Source organism: Anaeromyxobacter dehalogenans 2CP-1 (assembly GCF_000022145.1).
GTDB classification, from domain to species: Bacteria; Myxococcota; Myxococcia; order Myxococcales; family Anaeromyxobacteraceae; genus Anaeromyxobacter; species Anaeromyxobacter dehalogenans.
In genome coordinates this window covers 3,241,164-3,261,358 of the sequence record NC_011891.1, presented here as the reverse complement: position 1 = coordinate 3,261,358, position 20,195 = coordinate 3,241,164, and the positions used below count along the sequence as shown (strand labels likewise).

At 74.7% G+C, this 20,195-nt stretch carries 22 protein-coding genes and 1 tRNA gene; 13 read left to right on the top strand and 10 right to left on the bottom strand.

Translation table 11 applies throughout. The features are described from left to right. Positions 1–67: 67 nt before the first annotated feature. The 9 genes from A2CP1_RS14885 to A2CP1_RS14845 all read right to left on the bottom strand — a co-directional run bounded on the left by A2CP1_RS14885 (position 68) and on the right by A2CP1_RS14845 (position 7,369). Entirely contained in the window at positions 68–1,207 is a 1,140-nt protein-coding gene (locus tag A2CP1_RS14885; protein ID WP_012634019.1) for a glycosyltransferase, read from the bottom strand. Next, positions 1,204–2,283 carry an NAD-dependent epimerase/dehydratase family protein gene (locus A2CP1_RS14880; protein WP_012634018.1) on the bottom strand — a complete coding sequence of 360 codons (1,080 nt, stop codon included), beginning with the start codon at positions 2,281–2,283 and terminating at the stop codon, positions 1,204–1,206. The genes A2CP1_RS14885 and A2CP1_RS14880 overlap by 4 nt, the downstream gene beginning before the upstream one ends. Further along, a complete protein-coding gene (locus A2CP1_RS14875) occupies positions 2,280–3,407 on the bottom strand; it encodes a Gfo/Idh/MocA family protein (RefSeq protein ID WP_012634017.1) in 1,128 nt (375 codons plus the stop codon). Before A2CP1_RS14875 ends, A2CP1_RS14880 begins: the two co-directional genes overlap by 4 nt. A 97-nt stretch (positions 3,408–3,504) precedes the next feature. Next, a complete protein-coding gene (locus A2CP1_RS14870) occupies positions 3,505–4,572 on the bottom strand; it encodes a glycosyltransferase (RefSeq protein WP_012634016.1) in 1,068 nt (355 codons plus the stop codon). Next, entirely contained in the window at positions 4,573–5,769 is a 1,197-nt protein-coding gene (locus tag A2CP1_RS14865; protein WP_012634015.1) for a polysaccharide deacetylase family protein, read from the bottom strand. Between the two features lie 116 nt (positions 5,770–5,885). Further along, positions 5,886–6,656: an SDR family NAD(P)-dependent oxidoreductase gene (locus A2CP1_RS14860; RefSeq protein WP_012634014.1), complete on the bottom strand. Its 771-nt coding sequence runs from the start codon at positions 6,654–6,656 to the stop codon at positions 5,886–5,888. Positions 6,657–6,665: 9 nt separating this feature from the next. Next, positions 6,666–6,977: a GIY-YIG nuclease family protein gene (locus tag A2CP1_RS14855; protein WP_012526851.1), complete on the bottom strand. Its 312-nt coding sequence runs from the start codon at positions 6,975–6,977 to the stop codon at positions 6,666–6,668. Continuing rightward, positions 6,977–7,165, bottom strand: a complete 189-nt coding sequence (locus tag A2CP1_RS14850; RefSeq protein ID WP_012526850.1) for a hypothetical protein — start codon at positions 7,163–7,165, stop codon at positions 6,977–6,979. The genes A2CP1_RS14855 and A2CP1_RS14850 overlap by 1 nt, the downstream gene beginning before the upstream one ends. A 130-nt stretch (positions 7,166–7,295) precedes the next feature. Next, a tRNA-Arg gene (locus tag A2CP1_RS14845) sits at positions 7,296–7,369 on the bottom strand. A gap of 229 nt (positions 7,370–7,598) precedes the next feature. Here A2CP1_RS14845 and A2CP1_RS14840 point away from each other — a divergent pair. Together A2CP1_RS14840 and A2CP1_RS14835 are read left to right on the top strand one after the other, a co-directional pair. After that, on the top strand, positions 7,599–8,276 hold the full coding sequence (locus tag A2CP1_RS14840) for a NapC/NirT family cytochrome c (RefSeq protein WP_012634013.1): 678 nt from the start codon (positions 7,599–7,601) through the stop codon (positions 8,274–8,276). Positions 8,277–8,278: 2 nt separating this feature from the next. Then, a complete protein-coding gene (locus A2CP1_RS14835; RefSeq protein WP_012526848.1) occupies positions 8,279–8,527 on the top strand; it encodes a hypothetical protein in 249 nt (82 codons plus the stop codon). A gap of 294 nt (positions 8,528–8,821) precedes the next feature. Here A2CP1_RS14835 and A2CP1_RS14830 read toward each other — a convergent pair whose 3' ends face one another. Further along, the gene (locus tag A2CP1_RS14830; protein WP_012634012.1) at positions 8,822–10,939 is read right to left on the bottom strand and encodes a hypothetical protein; all 2,118 of its coding nucleotides are present in this window, start codon (positions 10,937–10,939) and stop codon (positions 8,822–8,824) included. Positions 10,940–11,160: 221 nt separating this feature from the next. Here A2CP1_RS14830 and A2CP1_RS14825 point away from each other — a divergent pair, with 221 nt between their 5' ends. From A2CP1_RS14825 to glyA, 11 genes are all read left to right on the top strand, one after another. Then, positions 11,161–11,808 carry a response regulator gene (locus A2CP1_RS14825; RefSeq protein WP_012526846.1) on the top strand — a complete coding sequence of 216 codons (648 nt, stop codon included), beginning with the start codon at positions 11,161–11,163 and terminating at the stop codon, positions 11,806–11,808. A 179-nt stretch (positions 11,809–11,987) separates the two neighbouring features. After that, positions 11,988–12,548: a YceD family protein gene (locus A2CP1_RS14820; protein WP_012526845.1), complete on the top strand. Its 561-nt coding sequence runs from the start codon at positions 11,988–11,990 to the stop codon at positions 12,546–12,548. A 39-nt stretch (positions 12,549–12,587) separates the two neighbouring features. Beyond that, positions 12,588–12,767, top strand: coding sequence for a 50S ribosomal protein L32 (gene rpmF, locus A2CP1_RS14815; RefSeq protein WP_011421804.1), 180 nt, complete (start codon positions 12,588–12,590; stop codon positions 12,765–12,767). Between the two features lie 5 nt (positions 12,768–12,772). Continuing rightward, complete coding sequence (gene plsX / locus A2CP1_RS14810) at positions 12,773–13,858, top strand: phosphate acyltransferase PlsX (protein ID WP_012634011.1); 1,086 nt, start codon at positions 12,773–12,775, stop codon at positions 13,856–13,858. Between the two features lie 8 nt (positions 13,859–13,866). Beyond that, positions 13,867–14,847 carry a beta-ketoacyl-ACP synthase III gene (locus tag A2CP1_RS14805; protein ID WP_012634010.1) on the top strand — a complete coding sequence of 327 codons (981 nt, stop codon included), beginning with the start codon at positions 13,867–13,869 and terminating at the stop codon, positions 14,845–14,847. Between the two features lie 15 nt (positions 14,848–14,862). Then, positions 14,863–15,804, top strand: a complete 942-nt coding sequence (gene fabD, locus A2CP1_RS14800; protein ID WP_012634009.1) for an ACP S-malonyltransferase — start codon at positions 14,863–14,865, stop codon at positions 15,802–15,804. Positions 15,805–15,813: 9 nt separating this feature from the next. Beyond that, a complete protein-coding gene (gene fabG / locus A2CP1_RS14795) occupies positions 15,814–16,566 on the top strand; it encodes a 3-oxoacyl-[acyl-carrier-protein] reductase (protein WP_012526842.1) in 753 nt (250 codons plus the stop codon). A gap of 51 nt (positions 16,567–16,617) precedes the next feature. After that, positions 16,618–16,857 (top strand): acyl carrier protein, encoded by a 240-nt coding sequence (acpP, locus tag A2CP1_RS14790; protein WP_011421799.1) that lies wholly within the window; start codon positions 16,618–16,620, stop codon positions 16,855–16,857. Between the two features lie 91 nt (positions 16,858–16,948). Further along, positions 16,949–18,190: a beta-ketoacyl-ACP synthase II gene (gene fabF / locus A2CP1_RS14785; RefSeq protein ID WP_012634008.1), complete on the top strand. Its 1,242-nt coding sequence runs from the start codon at positions 16,949–16,951 to the stop codon at positions 18,188–18,190. Positions 18,191–18,388: 198 nt separating this feature from the next. Then, positions 18,389–18,832 (top strand): ribose 5-phosphate isomerase B, encoded by a 444-nt coding sequence (gene rpiB / locus A2CP1_RS14780; protein WP_012634007.1) that lies wholly within the window; start codon positions 18,389–18,391, stop codon positions 18,830–18,832. Between the two features lie 73 nt (positions 18,833–18,905). Beyond that, positions 18,906–20,159 carry a serine hydroxymethyltransferase gene (glyA, locus tag A2CP1_RS14775; protein ID WP_012634006.1) on the top strand — a complete coding sequence of 418 codons (1,254 nt, stop codon included), beginning with the start codon at positions 18,906–18,908 and terminating at the stop codon, positions 20,157–20,159. Positions 20,160–20,195 lie beyond the last annotated feature (36 nt).

Below are 20,195 nucleotides of genomic sequence, written 5' to 3'. Positions count from 1 at the left end.
CCGGCCATGGGGGGCCCGGAGGCGTCCGGCAGGGCCGGGCGCGCCCGGGCCCTCGGCGCTCCGGGGCTCACGCGCTGCCGGCGATCAGGCGGGGGACGCGCCAGCCGGCCAGCTCGTCGTAGAGCGCGTCGTAGCCGAGCCGCATCTGCCCGACCTCGAACTCGCGCTCCACCAGCGCCCGCCCGCGCGCGCCCATCCGCCGGGCGCGCTCCCCGTCCGCGAGCGCGTCGCAGAGGCGGCGCGCCAGCGCGCCCGGCGAGCCGGGCGGCACGAGCCAGCCGGTCGTCCCGTCGCGCACCAGCTCCGGCGAGCCGCCCACGGCGGTGGCGACCACCGGCAGGCGCAGGGCCATGGCCTCCAGGATCGCGTTCGAGATCCCCTCGGCGTGGCTGGAGGACGCGGCGGCGGCGCAGCGCGCGAGCACGGCGGGCGCGTCGCGGCGGAAGCCGAGGAAGTGGACCCGCGCGGCGACGCCGAGCTGGCCCGCGAGCCGCTCCAGCAGCGGCCGCCGCACCCCGTCGCCCACCAGCGCGAGCCGCGCGGTCGGGTGCTCGCGGAGCACCTCCCGGAACGCGACCAGCAGGTCGGTCTGGCCCTTCACCGGATGGTGCATGTTCGCGACGTTCGCGATCCAGGCGCCCTCGGGCAGCCCGGGGTCGGGCAGCTCGCGCGCGGCGCGGTCGAGCGCGCGGAGGTCCACGCCGTTGCGCACCACCGCCACGCGGTCCGGCTCGACGCCCTCGCGGATCACGAGGTCGCGGATGCACATCGCGTTCACGAGCACGCGGTCGGCGCGGAGGCAGGCGAGGCGGGTGAGCGGGCGGCGGTAACCGGTGATGTGGTGCCCGAGGTCCACCCGCGTCACGATCACGGGCACGCCGGCCAGCCGCGCGGCGAGCGAGCCCAGCACGTTCGTGTAGATGTCCTGCGCGTGCACCAGCGCGATGCCCTGCTCGCGCACGAAGCGGGCGATGCGCGAGACCTGCCAGGCGGTGTTGGGCCGGAGCATCCGCCGCCCCACGTCGAACAGCACCGGCCGGATGCCCTCGCGCGCCAGGTCGTCGAGGTGCTCGCCCTCGAGGTGCAGGCACGCGACCACCGGCTCCCAGCGGCCCCGGTCCATGGTCTGGACGTTCAGGACCGTCTGCCGCTCCTGTCCGCCGATCAGGAAGCGGTTCTGGAACACGAGCACCTTCGCCGCGCTCACGGCGCCACCTCCGCCGCCGCCGCGGCGCGCGCGCCGCCCGCGCCCGGGCGCGCGAGCGGCACCGGCCGACCCGGCGCGGCGGCGAGCGCGGCGAAGGTGCGATCGAGCGCCTCGCGCATGGGGACGCGCGGCGACCAGCCGAGCACGGCGCGGGCGCGTGCGTTCGAGAAGCGCTGGCGCTTCCAGGTGCTCGCGACCTTGTACGGCGTCAGCAGGGCGGGGAGGTGCCCCCGGGTCCGCTCCGCGTACCAGTCGTTGGCGTGCGCGAGCAGGCGCAGCAGCGGGTACGGCACCCGCACGACCCGCAGCGGCGCCACCTCGCGCCGGTAGCGGTCGAGCAGCGCCCCCGCGGTCGGGAGGTCGTCGTCCACCACGCACAGCGCGCGGCCCTCGGCCCCCAGGGCGGTGCCGGCCAGCGCGACGGCGTCGGCGCAGTTCTCGACCCACGTGAGCGGGACCGGGTTGCGGCCCCCGAGGTGCAGGTACAGGCCGAGCACCGGCAGGCCGATCCGCGTCCCGAGGATCTCCTGGCCGGCGCCGATGATGACGCCGGGCCGGATCACCGCGAGCGGCAAGCCGTCGCGGCGCGCGTACCGCCACGCCAGCGCCTCCTGCCGCTGCTTGGCGAACGAGTACGCGTCGCGCGCCTCCGGCGCGGGCTCGAGCGGCGCGTCCTCATCCACCAGCGCGCCCCTCGGCAGCGCCGCGACGCCCATGGCGCCGAACGAGCTCACCAGCACCACCCGCTCGACCCGCGTCTCCAGCGCGGCGCGGAACACGTGGTCGGAGGCGACCACGGTGGCCTGCACCAGGGCCGCGGGCGCGCCCTTCTTCGCGGCGGCGGCGTGGTAGAGGACCCGCACCCCCGCGAGCGCCTGGCGGAGCGCGGCGGGGTCGTCGAGCCGGCAAGGGACCACCTCGACGACCGCCCCCCGCGCCTCGGCGTCCGGGACCTCCACCCGCGCCGCCGCGGTGCCGGGCCGCACCAGGCAGCGGATCCGATCCACCCCCTGCCGCAGCAGGCTCCGCACGATCTCGCGCCCCAGGAACCCGGTCGCGCCGGTGACCGCCCTCACGCGCACGCCTCCTGCGCGGCGGCGTCCGCCCGCCGGCACGCCGCCGCCGCGGCGTCGATCACCTGGGCGACCGCGCGCGCGTCCGCGAGCGGAACGGGGGCGGGGCCGCCGGTCCGCGCCGCCCGGTAGAAGGCCGCGAAGAGCCGGTGCATGCCCTCGAAGTAGTGCAGCCGCGCGAGCGCGAGGTCGGCGCTGCGCCGCAGGAGCTCCGCCCCGGCGGCCGAGGCGTCGCGCCGGGCCCAGTCCACCTTCTGGAACGGGCCGGGCAGGTGGGAGCCCTCCACCACGCGCAGCGTGCGCGCGTCCAGGGAGACGTGCACGGCCCGCCGCGTGCCGTACACGGTGAGCGCGAGCTGCGCGGGCCGGATGCGGCAGGAGAAGAGCACCGACGCGGTGGCGCGCGGGCCCTCGAGCAGGATCCGCAGCTCGTCGTGGAACGCGTCGCGCGCGTCGCCGAAGCGCTCCGGGCGCAGCCGGCGCCCGAGCGCGTGCGCGACCGCGGGCGTGCCCGGGCCGAGGAGCGGCAGCACGAGCGAGAGCGGGTGCGAGAGGTTGTTGTGCGCCAGGCCGGCGGGGAGGCGGTGGATCCAGTGGCCGGGCTCCGCGGTGAGCAGCGCGCCGAACGGGCCCGCGAGGTCGTAGCCCATCACCGCGTCCGCGTGGACCACCTCGCCGAGCGCGCCCGCCTCCACCAGCGCGCGGAGCCGCTGGATCACCGGATCGAACAGGAGGTTGTGGCCGGCGCACGCCAGGCGGCCGTGCCGGGCCGCCGCCTGCTCCAGCGCGACCGCCTCGACCGCGTCCACCGTGACCGGCTTCTCCACGTACACGTGCGCGCCCGCGGCGAGCGCGCGGGTGGCGAGCGCGAGGTGGCTCGCGGGCGGAGTGGTGACGTGCACCACCTCCGGACGCGCCTCCGCCAGCATCGCGTCCACCGCGTCGGGCCCCTCGTAGAACGCCGGCACGCGCCACCGCGCCGCGGCCTGCTCCGCCATGTGCCGGGTCGCGTCGCAGACCGCCACCACCTCGGCGCCGGCCCGGCGCACCTGCGCCAGGTGCGCGTCGGCGATCTGCCCGCACCCGATCACCGCCACCCGCACCGCGGCCCCATCTCGTTCCGCCATCGTCCCCTTTCCCCTGGCCGCGCGGGGCGGCCGTCTTCGAGGTCCTCACCGCGCCTCGGCCCGGCCAGCGCCGCGGCGGGGCATCCGCCGCGCGGGATCACCGCGCCGGGGCGGCCGCCTCGCGCGGCGCGCCGCGCGCGCCCGTCCACAGCACCCGGTAGATGGCGAGGATGGCGTCGAACGGGTCGTCGTCGCGCGGGCGGGCGGGCGGGCGGGCGGGCGGGCGGGCGGGCGGGCGGGCGCCCGCCGCGTCCTCCAGCCGCGCCGCCAGGGCGGCGGCGTCGCCGGCCGGAAACAGCAGGCAGCCCGCCGGCCGGTGGCCCACGGCGCTCGCGACCACCATGCGGCCGAGCGCGAGCGCCTCCCGCACCGTCACCGCGTCGCCGTCCGCGCGGGTGGGGCGGGCGAACACGTCCGCGGCCTCCAGCACCGCCAGCGCGGCGGGGTGGTCGAGCTCGCCGAGGCCGAGCACGGCGTCCTCGCCGAGCGCCTCGGTGCCCTCGCCGAACGCGACCAGGCCGGCGCCCGGGTGCCGCGCCCGCAGCGCGCGGAACGCGGGCAGGAGCAGGTCGGCGCCGTAGATCCGCCCGGGCGGGAGCGCGGCGGCGACGAGCGGCGCGTGTCCGGCCCGGAACGCGGCGAGGCCCGGCGGCGGCCGGCGCGGCTCGAGCAGCGCGGGGGAGTAGGGGGGCACGACCGCGATGCGCGCCCGCGGCACGCCGCTCGCGCCGAGCGCGCCCGCGATCTCCTCGTTCACCGCCAGGATCCGCCCGAAGCCGGCGCAGGCCGCCGCGGCGAGCGCGCGCCGCGCCGGGCCGCCCCGCAGCCACGCGGGGGCCGAGCCGGAGTGCAGCGTGAGCACGCCGAGCGGCGCGGCGCCGCGGCGCGCGCGCGAGGCGGCCAGGGCCACCAGCCAGCTCTTCACGTTCGCGCCGCTGGTGTGCACGTGCAGCAGCCGGCCCTCCGCCGCGGCGCCGCCGAGCGCGGCGGCGTACCGGAGCGCGCCGCGCGCCGGCCGGACGCCGTCGCCGGAGTGGTCGCCCCGGCCGATGTCGAGCACTTGCACGTCGACGCCGCGCGCGCGGGCCGCGCGGGCCAGCGCCGCCACGTGCACCGCCACGCCGCCGTACGGCCGCGGCCAGTTCCCGACGAGCGCCAGCCGCACTCAGCTCACCGCCCGCGCGCCTGCGGGCGCCTCCCCGGCCTGGGTGCGCGCGGTCCGCGCCGCGGGCTCGGCGGGGGGATCCGGCCGCTCCCCGGGGACCGGCCGCGCCAGCCCCAGCGTCGCGAACACGCCGCCGAGGTTGCAGGTCGCCACCACGCCGCTCCAGCCGACCGCGCCGAGCGTGGTGTTCTCCCAGAGCACCTTGCGCTTCAGCCCGTACGGCGAGCCGCCGTGCCGGTTCTCCTCGTCCTCGATGGTCACCGCCGCCTCGAAGCCCACCTCGGCCACGGCGCGCTGGACCGCCGGCGTGTAGTAGCCGTTGGGGTAGGCGAAGTGGCGCGGCGCCCGGCCGACCCGCTCGGCCAGCTGGTCGCGGCAGCCGGCCAGCTCGCGGCGGGCCTCGGCGAGCGGCAGGTTCGCGAGCACCGCGTGGTTCACGGTGTGGCCGCCCACGTCCACGCCGGCGGCGTCGAGCGCGCGCACCTCGTCCCAGGTCATGAGGCGCGTCGAGGCCGGGAGGTCCTGCTCGGCGGTGCCGAGCATGCGCTCCAGCGCGGCGGCCAGCGCCACCAGCCGCTCGTGCGGGAGGCGCGCGATGAGCCGGTCGAGCGTGGCGGCCGGCCCGCCCTCGGCGCAGGCGGAGAGCAACGTCTGGAGCGGGGGCTGGAGGCCGGCGCGCTCGAACGGGATGCGCCGCCGCGCCAGCGCGGTGAGCGCCGCGTGGAGCCGGTCGTGCGGGAGGCGGCGCGCCGTGCCGACGTAGCCGGTCGGCACGAACACGGTCGCCGGGACGCGCAGCGCGCGCAGCACGGGCAGCGCGTGCTGCGCCACGTCGGCGTAGCCGTCGTCGATCGTCACCGCCACGACGTCGGAGCGGCGCCCGCCCGCGGGCTCCGCCAGGATGCGGCGCGCGTCGGCGAGCGAGACGATCTCGTTCCGCCTCCCCACGTGCTCCAGCTGGCGGCGGAGGGTGTCGGTCGAGACGAGCAGCGAGGCGAGCGTCTGCCTGGACTCGGCGCCGAAGTCCGGGGTCACGCGGTGGTACGAGAGGATGAGCACGCGGGAGCCGCCGGCCTGGCGCCGCCGGACCAGCCGCACCGCGTGGTGGATCCCCGCCGCGGTGAGTGCCCCCGCCACGGCCGCCTTCGCGGCCCGCTTCAGGATCCAGCGCGCACTGAAGTCGGCCCGTTCCGGCATGCCCCCTCCTCCTCGGCGAGAAGGTGTGCACGCGCTCCGATGGCGAGCGCCGGTCCCGGCGGGTGCGCTGCGTCCGGGGGCACTGCCGCCCGGGGCGCGTGCGGCAGCACCGGACGTCAGAAGCTGCGGGACTGCCCGCCGTCCACGACCCAGCACGCCCCGTTCACCCAGCTCGCGCGCGGCGAGGCCAGGAACGCGACCACCGCCGCGACCTCCTCCGGCGTGCCGAAGCGTCCGCCCGGGATCTCCCGCCGCACGAACTCGGCGATGCCCTCCGGGTCCGCCTGCCGGCGCCGCTCCCACCCGCCGCCGGGGAACGCGATCGACCCCGGAGCGACCGAGTTCACGCGGATGCCGTCGGCCGCGAGCTCGCGCCCGAGCGACTTCGCCAGGCTCTGCTCGGCCGCCTTGGCGGCGTTGTACGACGGGCCGCCGCCGGCCTCTCGCCCCCAGATCGACGTGATCATCACGATCGACCCGCCGCCGCGCCGCCGCAGCTCCGGGATGGCCCGGAGGCTGGCGCGGAGCGCGGGGAACAGGTTGCGGTCGAGCACCGCGCGGAGGTCGGCCTCGTCGGCGTCGGCGACGCTGCGCGCGCCCGAGCCGCCCACGTTGTTGACGAGCACGTCCAGGCCGCCCAGCGCGGAGACGGCCTCGCCCACCAGCCGGTCCACGCCTCCCGCGGTGACGAGATCGGCGGCCACGGTCAGGTGCGGGCCGGGGCTCGCCTCCTGGAGCGCGGCGCGCACGTCGGCGAGCGCCTCCGCGCCGCGCGCGCCCACCGCCACCCGCGCGCCCTCCCGCGCCAGCGCGAGCGCGATGGCGCGGCCGATGCCGCGGCTGCCGCCGGTGACGACCGCGACCTTGCCGTCGAGCCCGAGGTCCATGCGCGGATGCTACCGCCGCCGGCGCCGCCTCGCGGCCGCGCGCTCCACCAGGGCGAGCTTCTCGGCCCGGCGCAGCCGCTTCAGCGCCGCCTCCCGCCGCAGCGCCGCGCCGCGATCCGCCGCGCGCTCGCGCCAGGCCAGCTCCACCGGCAGGCGCGAGCGCGTGTACCGGGCCCCGCGCCCGGCCGCGTGGCGGGCCACCCGCGCGGCGAGGTCGTTCGTGGCGCCGGCGTAGAGCGAGCCGTCGCCGCAGCGCAGCAGGTAGACCCACCAGCGCGCCGCCTCCGCGGCGCGGCCGCGTCCCGGCCGCGCGGTCGGCACTACCGGCCGCGCTGCGAGGCGCGCCGCGTCTGCTGGGCGACGAAGGGGTTGGAGGGGCGGCCGGCGGTTCGCGGCTGCGGGGCCGCGGGCGCGCCCTCGGGCCCGTGCGCGTGCTCGGGGTGCTGCTCGGGCGGCGCGGTCCGCTGGACCGGCTTCCCGCCCTTCTTCCGCTTCTTGCTGACCGGCATCTCGTTCCACCTCTCGGCCCGCGACGGATCGGCGAGCGACCAGAAAGTAGCGCGAACCCGGGCGGACGCCCAGTGAGCCGCGCCACGAGAAAGCCCCGGCCCTGGAGTGCCAGGACCGGGGCTCGGGATGCGCGCGATACAGGATTCGAACCTGTGGCCTTCGGCTCCGGAGGCCGACGCTCTATCCATCTGAGCTAATCGCGCTCGAGGGGCGGTATCTAGTGCAGGCCTTCCCGAAAGGCAAGAAGGTTCGCGGGCCTTCGGCGCTCCGGCGGGCGCGCCGCGGCCGGCGACACGCCGGCGCCGTTCACCCTGCGCGAATCCGGTGGGTCGCGGGGACACCACCGGGAAGCCCCCTGCGCGCCCAGGCGCATGTGCGCCAGCGCGCATCTAGGGGTTGAGGCATCCGGTCGCACATGCTAGGCACCCAAACGTGCCCCAGATAAACACGCTCGAGCAGCTGCTCAAGGCCACCGCCCTGGTCGCCGCGGCCATCGCGGTCCTCATCCTCGCCTGGTACCTGGTCCGCCGGCCGCCCCTCAACCGGGCGACCAAGGTCCTGCTCCTCTTCGGGCTCGGCGTCATGCCCATCGGCGTCGCGCTCACCGGCAACATCGCCGGCTTCGAGTACACGCTGAAGCGTCCGTTCTGCGGCTCGTGCCACGTGATGCTGCCGTACACCGAGGACGCGGCGGACCCGGCGTCCACCAGCCTCGCCGCGATCCACAGCCGCAACCACGCGTTCGGCGAGGAGAGCTGCTACACGTGCCACGCCGACTACCAGATGTTCGGCGCGATGACGACGAAGCTGAACGGCCTGAAGCACCTGTACTTCTACGTGACCGAGTACGCGAACACCGGGCCGTACGGCGAGGGCGGGCCGAAGATCCACATGTACAAGTCGTTCCAGAACGGCATGTGCACCCGCTGCCACTCCACCACCGCGCCGAGGTGGCTCGCGAACGAGGAGCACTCCGGCATGATCGAGGAGATCCGCTCGGGCGACGCGAAGTGCGTGGACTGCCACGGCGGCGAGAAGGTCCACCCGCGCGCGTTCGCGCACGGCGGCAACGGCCGCGGCCCCGCGGCCTCCACCGAGAAGGGGGAGTAGCGATGATCTCCAAGTTCACCATCCGCCGCCTGGTGCTGGTCTCGGCGGTCCTGTCGCTCGTCTCGCTCGCGCTCATGATCGCGGGCATCGTGTTCCCGAACCCGTTCCTGCTCGTCGCGGCGATGAGCCTCGGCCAGCTGTTCGGCACCACCTCGCTCGCGCTCTACCTGCTCGCCATCGCGCTCGACCTCCAGGGCGTGGGCGAGCACGAGGAGCTGGGCAGCCGCCTCGGCGGCGGCGGGCAGCAGTAGGGCAGGGGAAGGGGGCCCCGCGCGGCCCGCACGTCCCGGCGCTCGAGAAGGCCCCGGCGCGTCCTGGCGAGGACGCCCGGGGCCTTTCGCTTGCCCGGCGGCGGATGCCCATGTCCGTGGGGCCGCGCCGCGGCGGTGCCCGCGCCGCTGGCGCCGCGCCTGCCGCGCCGCGCTGGGCCAACCGTTGCCGGGCGGCCCTGCGCGGCGGCGCGTCGTTCCGGAACGCCGAAGGCCCCGGCGCCCTGCGCGGGCGGCCGGGGCCTTCTCACGTCCGGTCCGGGGACCGGCGAGCCGCTAGCCCGGGTTGATGCAGCTGCAGCTCGTCGTCCCGTCGCAGAGGTCGAACGAGCCGGCCTTGGCGCAGGTCCCGGTGCAGCAGGTCTGCGTGGGCGAGCACGACGCGCCGATGTCGGCGCAGCTCTGCGGCGGCGTGCAGAAGCAGCCGGTCTCGGTGGTGCACGGCACCCCGCTGTTCAGGCAGGTGGTGTTCTCGCCCGGGCAGCAGGGGTTCGTGGGCGAGCAGGACGGGAGCGGCTGGCCTTCGACGTAGTGGCCGCAGCTCGCCGCCGGCACCTCGCAGGTGCAGGAGGTGTCGCCCGCCGCGCAGTCCACCTGGCCCGACGCGCCCTGCGTCTTGCAGGCGAGGCCGGTGCAGCACGCGGTGCCGCCCACGGCACAGCCCTGTCCGACGTCCACGCAGGTCTGGGCCGACTGGCAGGTGTTGTTCGCGCCGCAGGTCAGCCCCGAGCAGCAGGTGGTGCCGGTGCCGCAGGCCTGGCCCTGGTCCGCGCAGGAGCTCTGGTCGGTGACGCAGGCGCCGTGCGTGGCGCCGGGCGGGATGGCGCAGGAGAGGCCCGAGCAGCAGTCGGCGGACACGGTGCAGGCCTCGCTCTGCCGCTGGCAGACCGGCTGGCAGGCGTGGCTGTCGGCGTCGCAGAAGCCGGAGCAGCACTGCGAGTCGGCGCTGCACGTCGAGCCCACCGCGCCGCAGGCGGCCGCCGCGCACTTGCCCGAGGTGCAGGTCCCGGTGCAGCAGTCGGCGTTGCTGGTGCAGGTCCCGGTGGTCGGGACGCACGCGCCGCCGCAGCGGAGCACGCCGGTCGCGTCCGGCACGCACGGCGCCAGGCCGCAGCACTGGTCGCGGAACTGGCAGACGTCGCCCTGCGGGATGCAGCACTTCGGGTCGCTGCCGTCGTAGCCGGTCGGGCAGGTGGAGCCGGTCTCGCCGGGGGGCGCGCCGTAGCAGCGCATGATGTTGTTCGAGTCGGGCTTGCAGGCCGGCTTGCCGCTGCCGTTCCAGGTGCTCGGCATGCAGCAGTTCTGCGACGCGTTCACGTCGGTGGAGGCGCCGCAGATGTTGCCCGGCGGGTTGCAGCCGCCGCCGTTGTCGCAGGTGTGCTCGGCGCCGTCGCAGAGGATCGCCTTCGACGGGTCGACCGTGCCGTTGATGTTGCAGCAGGCGTCGGTGGAGTCGCAGAAGTCGCCGGTCATGCGGCAGCCGCCGGCGGGCTGGCAGACCTTGGCGCCGCTGCCCGGATCCACGCACAGGCGCGAGCAGCAGTTGGACGGCCCGGCGCAGGGGTTGCCGCCCTGGACGCAGCCACCCGGCGGATCGACGCAGCGGCCCGGCGCGCCGGCGCTGGTGTCACACAGGCCGGAGCAGCAGTCGGTGCCCTGGTAGCAGAGATCGCCGTAGGCGCTGCACGAGTACGCGGGGACGCAGGCGCCGCCCTGGCAGTTGGTGGAGCAGCAGTCGTAGGGCTGGGAGCAGGCCTCGCCGAGCGTGCGGCAGGAGGCGCCGGTGCCGCCGCTCGGCACCGCCACGCAGCTGCCGGACTGCAGGGCGTTGCAGGTGCCGGTGCCGGAGCAGCACTCCGACTCGCTCGAGCACGCGCTGCCGATCTGCTTGCACGGCTCGTTGCGGCAGAGCCCGCCCACGCAGTTCAGCGAGCAGCAATCGGCGGCCGCGCTGCAGGCCTCGCCGGCGGGCGCGCAGAACTCGCTCGTGCCGCACACCGCCTGGCCGCCGCCGGCCGGCGGGGCGCAGGTCGGCGAGCAGCACTCCGCGGCGGAGCCGCACGCGCTGCCGTCGGCCTTGCACGTGGTGGAGCCCTGGGTGCAGGTGCCGCCCTCGCAGAAGCCCGTGCAGCACGGCTTCCCGGCGCCGCAGGCCCCGCCGTCCGGCGCGCAGAGCGCCTCCTGGATGCAGGTCGCGCTGCCGGTCGCGCCGAAGCAGGTCAGGCCGGTGCAGCAGTCCGACTGCGTGGTGCACGCGCCGTTCTGGGGCCTGCAGGCGGGCGGCGGCGGATCGATCGGTCCCGATCCGCCACCCCCTCCGCTGGAGCACGCCGCGACCGCGGCGAGCAGGGAGAGGGTGAACGCGAGCCGGAGGCGGGCGGGGCGGGTGGGCATGGTCGGTTGGCTCCTCGTGTCCCCGACGAGCGGGACAGCGAGCAGTTACCCCAGAACGCCTTGCGTCTACCAGGGGTTTGCTGTGCGCGCCGGTGCGCACTGTGCGCGCCCACATACCGTCCGGCGGGGGGCGCGCATCCTTGACCCTCCCTGCCCCGGGCTGGTACGAATGGCTGCGATTTTACGGGGGTGCGTAGGTACTCCCCAGGGGGGCGCGCTTCATGGCAATCCGGGCCATCGCGGTCGAGGACGACGAGGCGGTGTCGAAGCTCATCGCCCAGGTCTTGACCTCGCACGGATTCGAGGTGTGCGGGACCGCGGCGACGGGCGAGGACGGCGTGGCCCTGGCCCGGCGCGAGCGGCCGGACGTCGCCCTGGTGGACCTCGGCCTGCCGAAGATGAGCGGCGAGGACGTCATCGCCACCATCCGGCAGGAGCTGCCCAAGACGGCGTGCATCGCGCTCACCGCGGTGGACATCCCCGCGCGCGTGCTGAACGCGATGCGGGCCGGCGCGTCGGGCTACATCCTGAAGCCCTTCCACGCGGCGGATCTCACCAAGGCGGTGGAGGACGTGCTCTCCGGCGAGGCCGCGCCCATCAGCCCGCGCGCGGCGAAGGTCCTGCTGCAGGAGTTCCGCGGCGATCCGCCGGACCAGCGCGCGAAGGACGGCCCGGCGCTCTCGAAGCGCGAGCTCGAGGTGCTGCAGCTGCTGGTGCACGGCCACACCTACGCGGACGTGGCCACGGCCCTCGGCATCGCCGAGGGCACCGTCCAGACGTACGTGAAGCGCATCTACGAGAAGATGGACGTCTCGACGAAGGCCGAGGCCGCGCTGCTCGCGGTCGCGCGCGGGCTCGTGAAGCCCTAGGCGCCGGCGCCGCCTCGCGGGGTCGCGAGGGGCCGCCTCGAGGCCCGGGTCCCTCCCGGGGTCGAGGAGGCTTACATCCCTGGGAAGTCCGGCGCGCGCGGGCAACGGCCCGGCGCGCCTTGACTTCGCGGGATCGACCCCTATAATGAGGCCCTTTTTCGCCTCGGAAAGCTGTATAAATGCGCGTCAACATTGATGAAATCAAGGAGGCAGGCCTCCGCCGGAGCTGGGACGTCGCCCGCGAGCAGGTGGACGACATCCTGCAAGGCGACAAGGCCGGCTACCGCGCGCGCGGTCCGCTCCACGTCGACGCGAAGCTGGAGAAGATCGATCGAAGGGTGCGGGTCGATGCGCACGGCAGGGCGGAGCTGACGGTGCCCTGCGGCCGGTGCCTCCAGCCGGTGTCGCTGGACCAGCCGGTGGATTTCGAGTTGACGCTCGTCCCCTCGGACGAGTACGTGGACGAGCCCCGAGGCGAGCATGACTCGAGCACCGGCCCGATCGGCGGCAGCTTCGAGGCCGAGCGGGCGGACGAGGAGGTCTACACGGGCAAGGTCGTCGACCTCGACCCGATCCTCCGCGAGCAGCTGCTCCTGGCCGTGCCGGGCTATCCGGTGTGCAAGGACGACTGCAAGGGACTCTGCCCCGTGTGCGGGGCCAACCTGAACGATCGCGAGTGCGGCTGCGATCGCCACGTTCCGGACCCGCGCTGGGCGGGCCTCAAGAACGTGAAGCTGTAGTGAGCGCGCCGCGGCTGCGGCGCGCGGAAGGAGCACGACGTGGGCGTTCCCAAGAAGCGGACGAGCAGCATGCGGCGCGATCGGCGCCGCGCCGCGAACTTCAAGCTGAAGCCGGTCAACGTGGTGAAGTGCCCGAAGTGCAAGGAGCCCGTGCTCCCGCACCGCGCGTGCCCGTCCTGCGGGACGTACAAGGGCGAGCAGATCACCGAGGCGTCATAGGCGCGATGGTCGGGAAGATCGCGCCCATCGCCGTGGATGCGATGGGGGGCGACCACGCCCCCGGCGCGATCGTACAGGGTGCGGTTAACGCAGCGCGTAAGGGGCTGCCGGTCGTCCTGGTCGGCCCCGAGGCGCGCGTGCGAGAGGAGCTCGCGCGCCACCGCGCCGCGAGCTCCCTGCCGCTCGAGGTCCACCCTGCGACCGAGGTGGTCGAGATGCACGACCACCCCGGCCAGGCGATGCGGCGGAAGAAGGACAACTCCATCCGCGTCTGCTTCGACCTGGTCGCGTCGGGCCGGGCGGCGGGGATGGTGTCCGCGGGCAACTCCGGCGCGGTCATGGCGGGCGCGATCCTGGTGCTCGGCCGTCCCGAGGGCGTGGAGCGCCCCGCCATCGTCTCGGTCCTGCCCGCGCTGAAGGGCGCCCCGCTCATGCTCGACATGGGCGCGGTGGTGGACTGCCGCCCGATCCACCTGGTGCAGTTCGCGCTGATGGGCGAGGTCTACTCGCGCCGCGTGCACGGGGTGACCCGGCCGCGCGTGGCCATCCTCTCCAACGGGGAGGAGGACACGAAGGGCACCGACCTCACCCGCGCCGCCGCCGCCGCGCTGCGGCGCGCGCCCATCGACTTCGTGGGCTACTGCGAGGGGCGCGACCTGCTCACCGGCGAGGTGGACGTCATCGTGACCGACGGCTTCACCGGCAACGTGGCCCTGAAGACGATGGAGGGCACGGCCAAGGTGGTCGGCGAGTACCTCAAGCGCGCGCTGCGCAGCACCACCGTGTCGAAGATCGGCGGGCTGCTCTCCAGGGCCGCGCTGGAGGGGATGAAGAAGCGCATCGACTGGCGCGAGGTGGGCGGCGCGCCGCTGGTGGGCGTGAACGGGGTCGGGTTCATCTCGCACGGGCGCTCCGACGCGCTCGCGATCGAGAACGCGATCCGCCGCGCGGGCGACGCCGCGCGCACCCACTTCATCGACGAGATCGCGCGGGCCGTCGCGCCGTCGCACGCGCTGCTGGAGGTCCCCGCCGACGGCGCGGCCACCGAGCAGGGCCCCACGCCGCGGCGCATCGCGCCGCCCCGAACCTAAGGAGATCCATGCGCTCCCTCATCGCCGGCACCGGGTCCTACGCGCCCGAGAAGATCGTCACCAACGCCGATCTGGAGAAGCTGGTCGACACGAACGACCAGTGGATCGTGGAGCGCACCGGCATCCGCGAGCGGCACGTGGTCGCCGACGACCAGGCCACCAGCGACCTCGCGCTCGAGGCCTCGCGGCGCGCGCTCGACGCGGCCGGCCTGGACGCGAAGGACGTCGAGATGATCGTGGTGGGCACGGTCACCCCGGACTACCCGTTCCCCAGCGTGGGCGCGGTGCTGCAGGGGAAGCTCGGGAACAGGAAGGCGTTCGCCTTCGACGTCTCCGCCGCCTGCGCCGGCTCGCTCTACGCGCTCTCCGTCGCGGATCGCTTCGTCGCGACCGGCGCGGTGAAGAACGCGCTGGTGGTGGGCGCCGACGCGCTCACCCGGATCACCGACTGGACCGACCGGAACACCTGCATCCTGTTCGGCGACGGCGCCGGCGCGATGGTGCTGAAGCCGACCGACGACCCGCAGCGCGGCATCCGCGCCGTCCGCCTCCACACCGACGGCTCGCTGGTGCCCATCCTGCTGCAGCCGGGTGGCGGCTCGCGCGACCCGATCTCCGAGAAGGTGGTCCGGGAGAAGTCGCACTACGTGAAGATGAACGGCCGCGAGGTGTTCAAGGTCGCGGTCCGCTCGCTCGAGGAGAGCTGCCGCGAGGTGCTCGCCGACGAGAAGCTCACGCCCGGCGACGTGACCTGGGTGATCGCGCACCAGGCCAACAAGCGCATCCTGGACGCGACGCTGCACCGCCTGGAGATCCCCGAGTCGAAGTGCTGGATGAACCTCGAGAAGTACGGCAACACCTCGGCGGCGAGCGTCCCGATGACGCTCGACGAGGCGAACCGCGCCGGCTGGCTGAAGCCCGGCGACACCGTCCTGATGATGGCGATCGGCGGCGGCATGGCCTGGGGCGCCAGCGTGGTGCGCTGGTAGGCGGGGAGACCGGACATGGGCAAGCTGGCGTTCGTCTTCCCGGGGCAGGGCTCGCAGGCGGTCGGCATGGGCAAGGAGCTCCACGACGCCTTCCCGGAGGCGCGGGAGATCTTCCAGGAGGTGGACGAGGCGCTGGGCGAGAAGCTCTCGGCCCTGTGCTTCGGCGGCCCCGAGGACCAGCTCAAGCTCACCGCCAACACGCAGCCCTCGATCCTGACCGTCTCGTCCGCGGCGGCGGCGGTGCTCGCGAACCAGGGGCTGGTCCCGGACTACGTGGCCGGCCACTCGCTGGGCGAGTACTCGGCGCTGGTGGCGGTGGGCGCGTGCGGCGCCGCCGAGGCGGCGCGCGCGGTGCGGGCGCGCGGCACGTTCATGCAGGAGGCGGTGCCGGCGGGGCAGGGCGCCATGAGCGCGGTGCTCGGGCTCGATCCGGCGCGCGTCCGCGAGATCTGCGCCGCGGTGGCGGCGGAGACCGGGCAGGTGGTCTCGCCCGCGAACTACAACGAGCCCGCCCAGACGGTGATCGCGGGCGCGGCCGGCGCCGTGGAGCAGGCCGGCGCGCGGCTCAAGGAGGCCGGCGCGAAGCGCGTGCTGCCGCTGCCGGTGTCCGCCCCCTTCCACTCGGCGCTCATGGCGCCGGTGAAGGCCCGGCTCGAGCCGGTGCTGCGCGCGATGCCCTGGAGGGCGCCGCTGCGGCCGGTGGTGACGAACGTCGAGGCGAAGCCGAACCAGGACGCGTCGCGGGTGGTCCCGCTGCTCGTCGAGCAGGTGACCGCGCCGGTGCGCTGGATCGAGTGCGTCGAGGAGCTGGTCCGGCTGGGCGTGACCCGGGTGGTCGAGGTCGGCCCGGGCAAGGTGCTCTCGGGGCTGCTGCGCCGCATCGACCGCTCGGTCGAGGCGTTCAACGTCGAGGATCGCGCGTCGCTGGAGAAGACGCTCGCCGCGCTGAAGGGCTAGAGGACCGAGATGACCTTCGACTTCACCGGGAAGACCGCGCTCGTCACCGGCGCCTCGCGCGGCATCGGCCGCGCGGTGGCGGTGGCGCTGGCGCGCGGCGGGGCCAGCGTGGCGCTGAACTACGCCGGCAACGACGCGGCGGCGGCCGAGGCCATCGCCCTCGTGCGGCAGGCGGGCGCGCCGCGCGCCGAGCTGTACAAGTTCGACGTGGCCGACCCGGCCGCCTGCACCGCCGCGGTGGAGCAGGTGGTGGCCACGTTCGGCGGGCTGCACGTGCTCGTGAACAACGCCGGCATCGCCATCGACCAGCTCGTCATGCGGCTCAAGGACGAGGACTGGAACCGGCAGCTCCAGGTGAACCTCACCGGCGCGTTCAACCTGATCCGCGCCTCCACCCGGCCCATGATGAAGCAGCGCTCCGGCGCCATCGTGAACCTCACCTCGGTGGTGGGCGAGATGGGCAACGCCGGCCAGGCCGCCTACGCCGCGACGAAGGCGGGGCTGGAGGGGCTCACCCGGTCGGTGGCCCGCGAGCTCGCGTCGCGCAACGTGCGCGTGAACGCGGTGGCGCCCGGCTTCATCGACACGGACATGACCGCGGCGCTCCCCGAGGCCGCGAAGACGAAGATGAAGGACATGATCCCGCTCGCGCGGCTCGGCAGCGCGGAGGACGTGGCGAACGCGGTGGCGTTCCTCGCGAGCGACCTGGCATCGTACGTGACCGGCGAGACCCTGCGGGTCAACGGCGGCATGTACATGTAGCTGCAGGCTCCCTGCGGCGGCACCAACCCCGAGCACAACGGAGGAAGCACCATGTCGGCAACGATCGAGCAGAAGGTGAAGAACATCATCGCGGATCAGCTGGGAGTGGGCGAGGACGAGATCAAGCCCGCCGCCAGCTTCATCGAGGACCTCGGCGCCGACTCGCTCGACATCGTCGAGCTGGTCATGGCCATGGAGGAGGAGTTCGAGGTCGAGATCCCCGACGAGGAGGCCGAGAACATCAAGACGGTGCAGGACGCGGTGAACTACATCACCACGCACAAGAAGTAGCCGCGGCTCCGGAGTCGGTACCGCGCGCGGGGGCGAGGCCGGGGGGCCTCGCCGCCGCCGCACGCGCTCTTTCCGAGGAGAGGTGAACCAGATGAGCAGGCGCCGTGTCGTCGTCACAGGACTGGGGCTCGTCTCGCCCGTGGGCATCGGGGTGGAGGAGTCCTGGAGCGCGCTCGTGGCCGGCAAGAGCGGCATCGGGCCCATCACCCTCTTCGACGCCTCCACCTACCCGACGCGCATCGCCGGCGAGGTGAAGGCCTTCGATCCCACCCGCTTCATGGATCGCAAGGAGGCCCGGCGGAACGACCGCTTCATCCAGTTCGCGCTCGCCGCCGCCGACATGGCCATGAAGGACTCGGGCCTCGACATGTCGAAGGAGGACCCCGTGCGCGTCGGCGCCATCGTCGGCGCGGGCATCGGCGGCCTCGGCACGATCGAGGACGAGCACAAGACGTTGCTGGAGAAGGGCGTCCGCAAGATCGGCCCGTTCTTCATCCCGTCGCTCATCATCAACCTGGCCCCGGGCCAGATCAGCATGAAGTACGGGATGCAGGGCCCGAACTTCTCGCCGGTCTCGGCCTGCGCCACCGGCAACCACTCCATCGGCGACGCGATGCTCTACATCGAGCGCGGCCTCGCCGACGTGATCATCGCGGGCGGCTGCGAGGCCACCATCACGCCGCTCGGCATCGGCGGCTTCTGCGCGGCCCGGGCGCTCTCCGAGCGCAACGACGCGCCCGAGAAGGCGAGCCGCCCGTTCGACAAGGGCCGCGACGGCTTCGTGGCCGGCGAGGGCGCTGGCCTGGTGGTGCTCGAGGAGTACGAGCACGCCCGCAAGCGCGGCGCGCGCATCTACGCGGAGCTGGCCGGCTACGGCGCCAGCGCCGACGCGTACCACATCACCGCGCCGGCCGAGGGCGGCGAGGGCGGCGCGCGCGCGGTCCGCATGGCGCTGCAGGACGCCGGCGTCGCGCCCGAGCAGGTCGGCTACGTGAACACCCACGGCACCTCGACGCCGGTCGGCGACGTGGCCGAGTGCCAGGGCATCAAGCGCGTCTTCGGGGAGCACGCGAAGCACGGCCTGATGGTCTCCTCGACCAAGTCCATGACCGGCCACCTGCTGGGCGGCGCCGGCGGGCTCGAGGCGGTGGTGACGGTCCTCGCCATCTCGCGCGGCGTGCTGCCGCCGACCATCAACGTCGAGGACCAGGACCCGCAGTGCGACCTCGACGTCGTCCCGAACACGGCGCGCGAGGTGCGCGTCGACGTGGCGGTCTCGAACTCCTTCGGGTTCGGCGGCACGAACGCCGTGGTGCTCTTCAAGCGCGTGTAGCGGCCCGGCCGGCCGCGACCCCCCGAGGCGCCGCCCCGCCGCGCGGGGTCGGCGCCTCTCGCGTTCCGGGGGAGCCGCCGGCCGGTGGCGGCCCATCGCCCGGAAGGGCGAGGCGGCGGGCGGCCGGCGCACCGCGGGGCGGATGCGCGGGGGCGCGTCCTGTGGAACAATGCGCCCCCTTCGCAAGAGGAGGCGGTGATGGCCGAACGGGTGATCGCGGGCTCCGACCACGCAGGGCTGAACCTGCGGGCCGAGGCGGTGAAGGTGGCGCGGGCGGCCGGGTTCGAGGTCGAGGACCTGGGGCCGTTCTCGGGCGAGAGCGTGGACTACCCCGACTACGCGCGGCAGGTGGCCGAGGCGGTGGCTGCCGGGCGCGCGCGCCTGGGCATCCTGGTGTGCGGGACCGGCATCGGCATGTCGATCTCCGCCAACAAGGTCCACGGCGTCCGGGCGGCCCACTGCGTCACCGAGTTCGACGCGCGGATGGCCCGCGCCCACAACGACGCGAACGTGCTCTGCATCGGCGAGCGGGTGCTCGGGCTCGGCCTGGGCGCGGCCGTCGTGAAGGCGTTCCTGGAGACGCCGTTCGAGGGCGGGCGGCACCAGCGGCGCGTCGACAAGATCGGCGCCCTGGAGCGCTGAACCGCCCCGTTGCCTGACCCGGCGGGGCGCGATAGAACCGCCCTCCCGCCACGCTCCCGAGGAGAGAACGAAGATGATGCCCACGCAGCGCCTCGCCGAGGCCGATCCGCAGATCGCGAAGCTCATCCGCGAGGAGACGCGGCGCCAGGCGGAGGGGCTCGAGCTCATCGCCAGCGAGAACTTCGTCTCGCCGGCGGTGCTCGAGGCCCTCGGCTCGACCCTCACCAACAAGTACGCCGAGGGCTACCCGGGCAAGCGCTACTACGGCGGCTGCGAGGTGGTGGACCAGGTCGAGCAGCTCGCCATCGACCGGGCCAAGCAGCTGTTCGGCGCCGACCACGCGAACGTGCAGCCGCACGCCGGCTCGCAGGCCAACATGGCCGCGTACTTCGCGCTCGCGAAGCCGGGCGACACGGTGCTCGCGATGAGCCTGAACTTCGGTGGGCACCTCACCCACGGCTCGCCGGTGAACTTCTCCGGCAAGCTCTTCAAGATCGTCCCGTACGGCCTCCGCCAGTCCGACGAGACCATCGACATGGACGAGGTGGCGCGCCTCGCCCGCGAGCACAAGCCGCGCATCCTGATGGTCGGCGCGAGCGCCTACTCGCGGACGCTGCACTTCGATCGCTTCGCCGAGATCGCGAACGAGGTCGGCGCGGCCATGGTGGTGGACATGGCGCACATCGCCGGCCTGGTCGCGGCCGGGCTGCACCCGTCGCCGGTGCCGCACTCGGAGATCGTCACCACCACCACGCACAAGACGCTCCGCGGCCCGCGCGGCGGCATGATCCTCTGCCGCGAGGCGCACGCGAAGACGCTCAACTCGCAGATCTTCCCCGGCATCCAGGGTGGCCCGCTCGAGCACGTGATCGCCGCGAAGGCGGTGGCGTTCGGCGAGGCGCTCCGCCCCGAGTTCAAGGCGTACCAGCGGCGCATCGTGGAGAACGCGCAGGTGCTGGCGGAGGGGCTGAAGTCGGCCGGGCTGCGGCTCGTCTCCGGCGGCACCGACAACCACCTGATGCTGGTGGACCTCCGCCCGAAGAAGCTCACCGGCAAGATCGCCGAGGAGGCGCTCGGCAAGGCCGGCATCACCGTGAACAAGAACATGATCCCGTGGGACCCGGAGAAGCCGATGACCACCTCCGGGATCCGGGTCGGGACGCCGGCGCTCACCACCCGCGGGATGGGCAGCCGCGAGATGACGCTGGTGGCCGCGCTCATCGGGCGCGTGCTCGACGCGCCGGCCGACGAGCAGGTGCTGGCGCGCGTGCGCGGCGAGGTGAAGGACCTCTGCGCGCACTTCCCGATGTACGCGGATCGCGTCTGACGGCCGTGCCGCGGGCCGGGGCCGGCCGGGGCCCCG

Excerpts from the sequence above, each read along its gene's own strand:
- A2CP1_RS14875 (WP_012634017.1), bottom strand. The coding sequence starts at position 3,407 with ATGGCGGAACGAGATGGGGCCGCGGTGCGGGTGGCGGTGATCGGGTGC.
- A2CP1_RS14865 (WP_012634015.1), bottom strand. The coding sequence starts at position 5,769 with ATGCCGGAACGGGCCGACTTCAGTGCGCGCTGGATCCTGAAGCGGGCC.
- A2CP1_RS14860 (WP_012634014.1), bottom strand. The coding sequence starts at position 6,656 with ATGGACCTCGGGCTCGACGGCAAGGTCGCGGTCGTCACCGGCGGCAGC.
- A2CP1_RS14850 (WP_012526850.1), bottom strand. The coding sequence starts at position 7,165 with ATGCCGGTCAGCAAGAAGCGGAAGAAGGGCGGGAAGCCGGTCCAGCGG.
- A2CP1_RS14835 (WP_012526848.1), top strand. The coding sequence starts at position 8,279 with ATGATCTCCAAGTTCACCATCCGCCGCCTGGTGCTGGTCTCGGCGGTC.
- A2CP1_RS14830 (WP_012634012.1), bottom strand. The coding sequence starts at position 10,939 with ATGCCCACCCGCCCCGCCCGCCTCCGGCTCGCGTTCACCCTCTCCCTG.
- A2CP1_RS14825 (WP_012526846.1), top strand. The coding sequence starts at position 11,161 with ATGGCAATCCGGGCCATCGCGGTCGAGGACGACGAGGCGGTGTCGAAG.
- A2CP1_RS14820 (WP_012526845.1), top strand. The coding sequence starts at position 11,988 with ATGCGCGTCAACATTGATGAAATCAAGGAGGCAGGCCTCCGCCGGAGC.
- plsX (WP_012634011.1), top strand. The coding sequence starts at position 12,773 with ATGGTCGGGAAGATCGCGCCCATCGCCGTGGATGCGATGGGGGGCGAC.
- A2CP1_RS14805 (WP_012634010.1), top strand. The coding sequence starts at position 13,867 with ATGCGCTCCCTCATCGCCGGCACCGGGTCCTACGCGCCCGAGAAGATC.
- fabD (WP_012634009.1), top strand. The coding sequence starts at position 14,863 with ATGGGCAAGCTGGCGTTCGTCTTCCCGGGGCAGGGCTCGCAGGCGGTC.
- fabG (WP_012526842.1), top strand. The coding sequence starts at position 15,814 with ATGACCTTCGACTTCACCGGGAAGACCGCGCTCGTCACCGGCGCCTCG.
- acpP (WP_011421799.1), top strand. The coding sequence starts at position 16,618 with ATGTCGGCAACGATCGAGCAGAAGGTGAAGAACATCATCGCGGATCAG.
- fabF (WP_012634008.1), top strand. The coding sequence starts at position 16,949 with ATGAGCAGGCGCCGTGTCGTCGTCACAGGACTGGGGCTCGTCTCGCCC.
- rpiB (WP_012634007.1), top strand. The coding sequence starts at position 18,389 with ATGGCCGAACGGGTGATCGCGGGCTCCGACCACGCAGGGCTGAACCTG.
- glyA (WP_012634006.1), top strand. The coding sequence starts at position 18,906 with ATGATGCCCACGCAGCGCCTCGCCGAGGCCGATCCGCAGATCGCGAAG.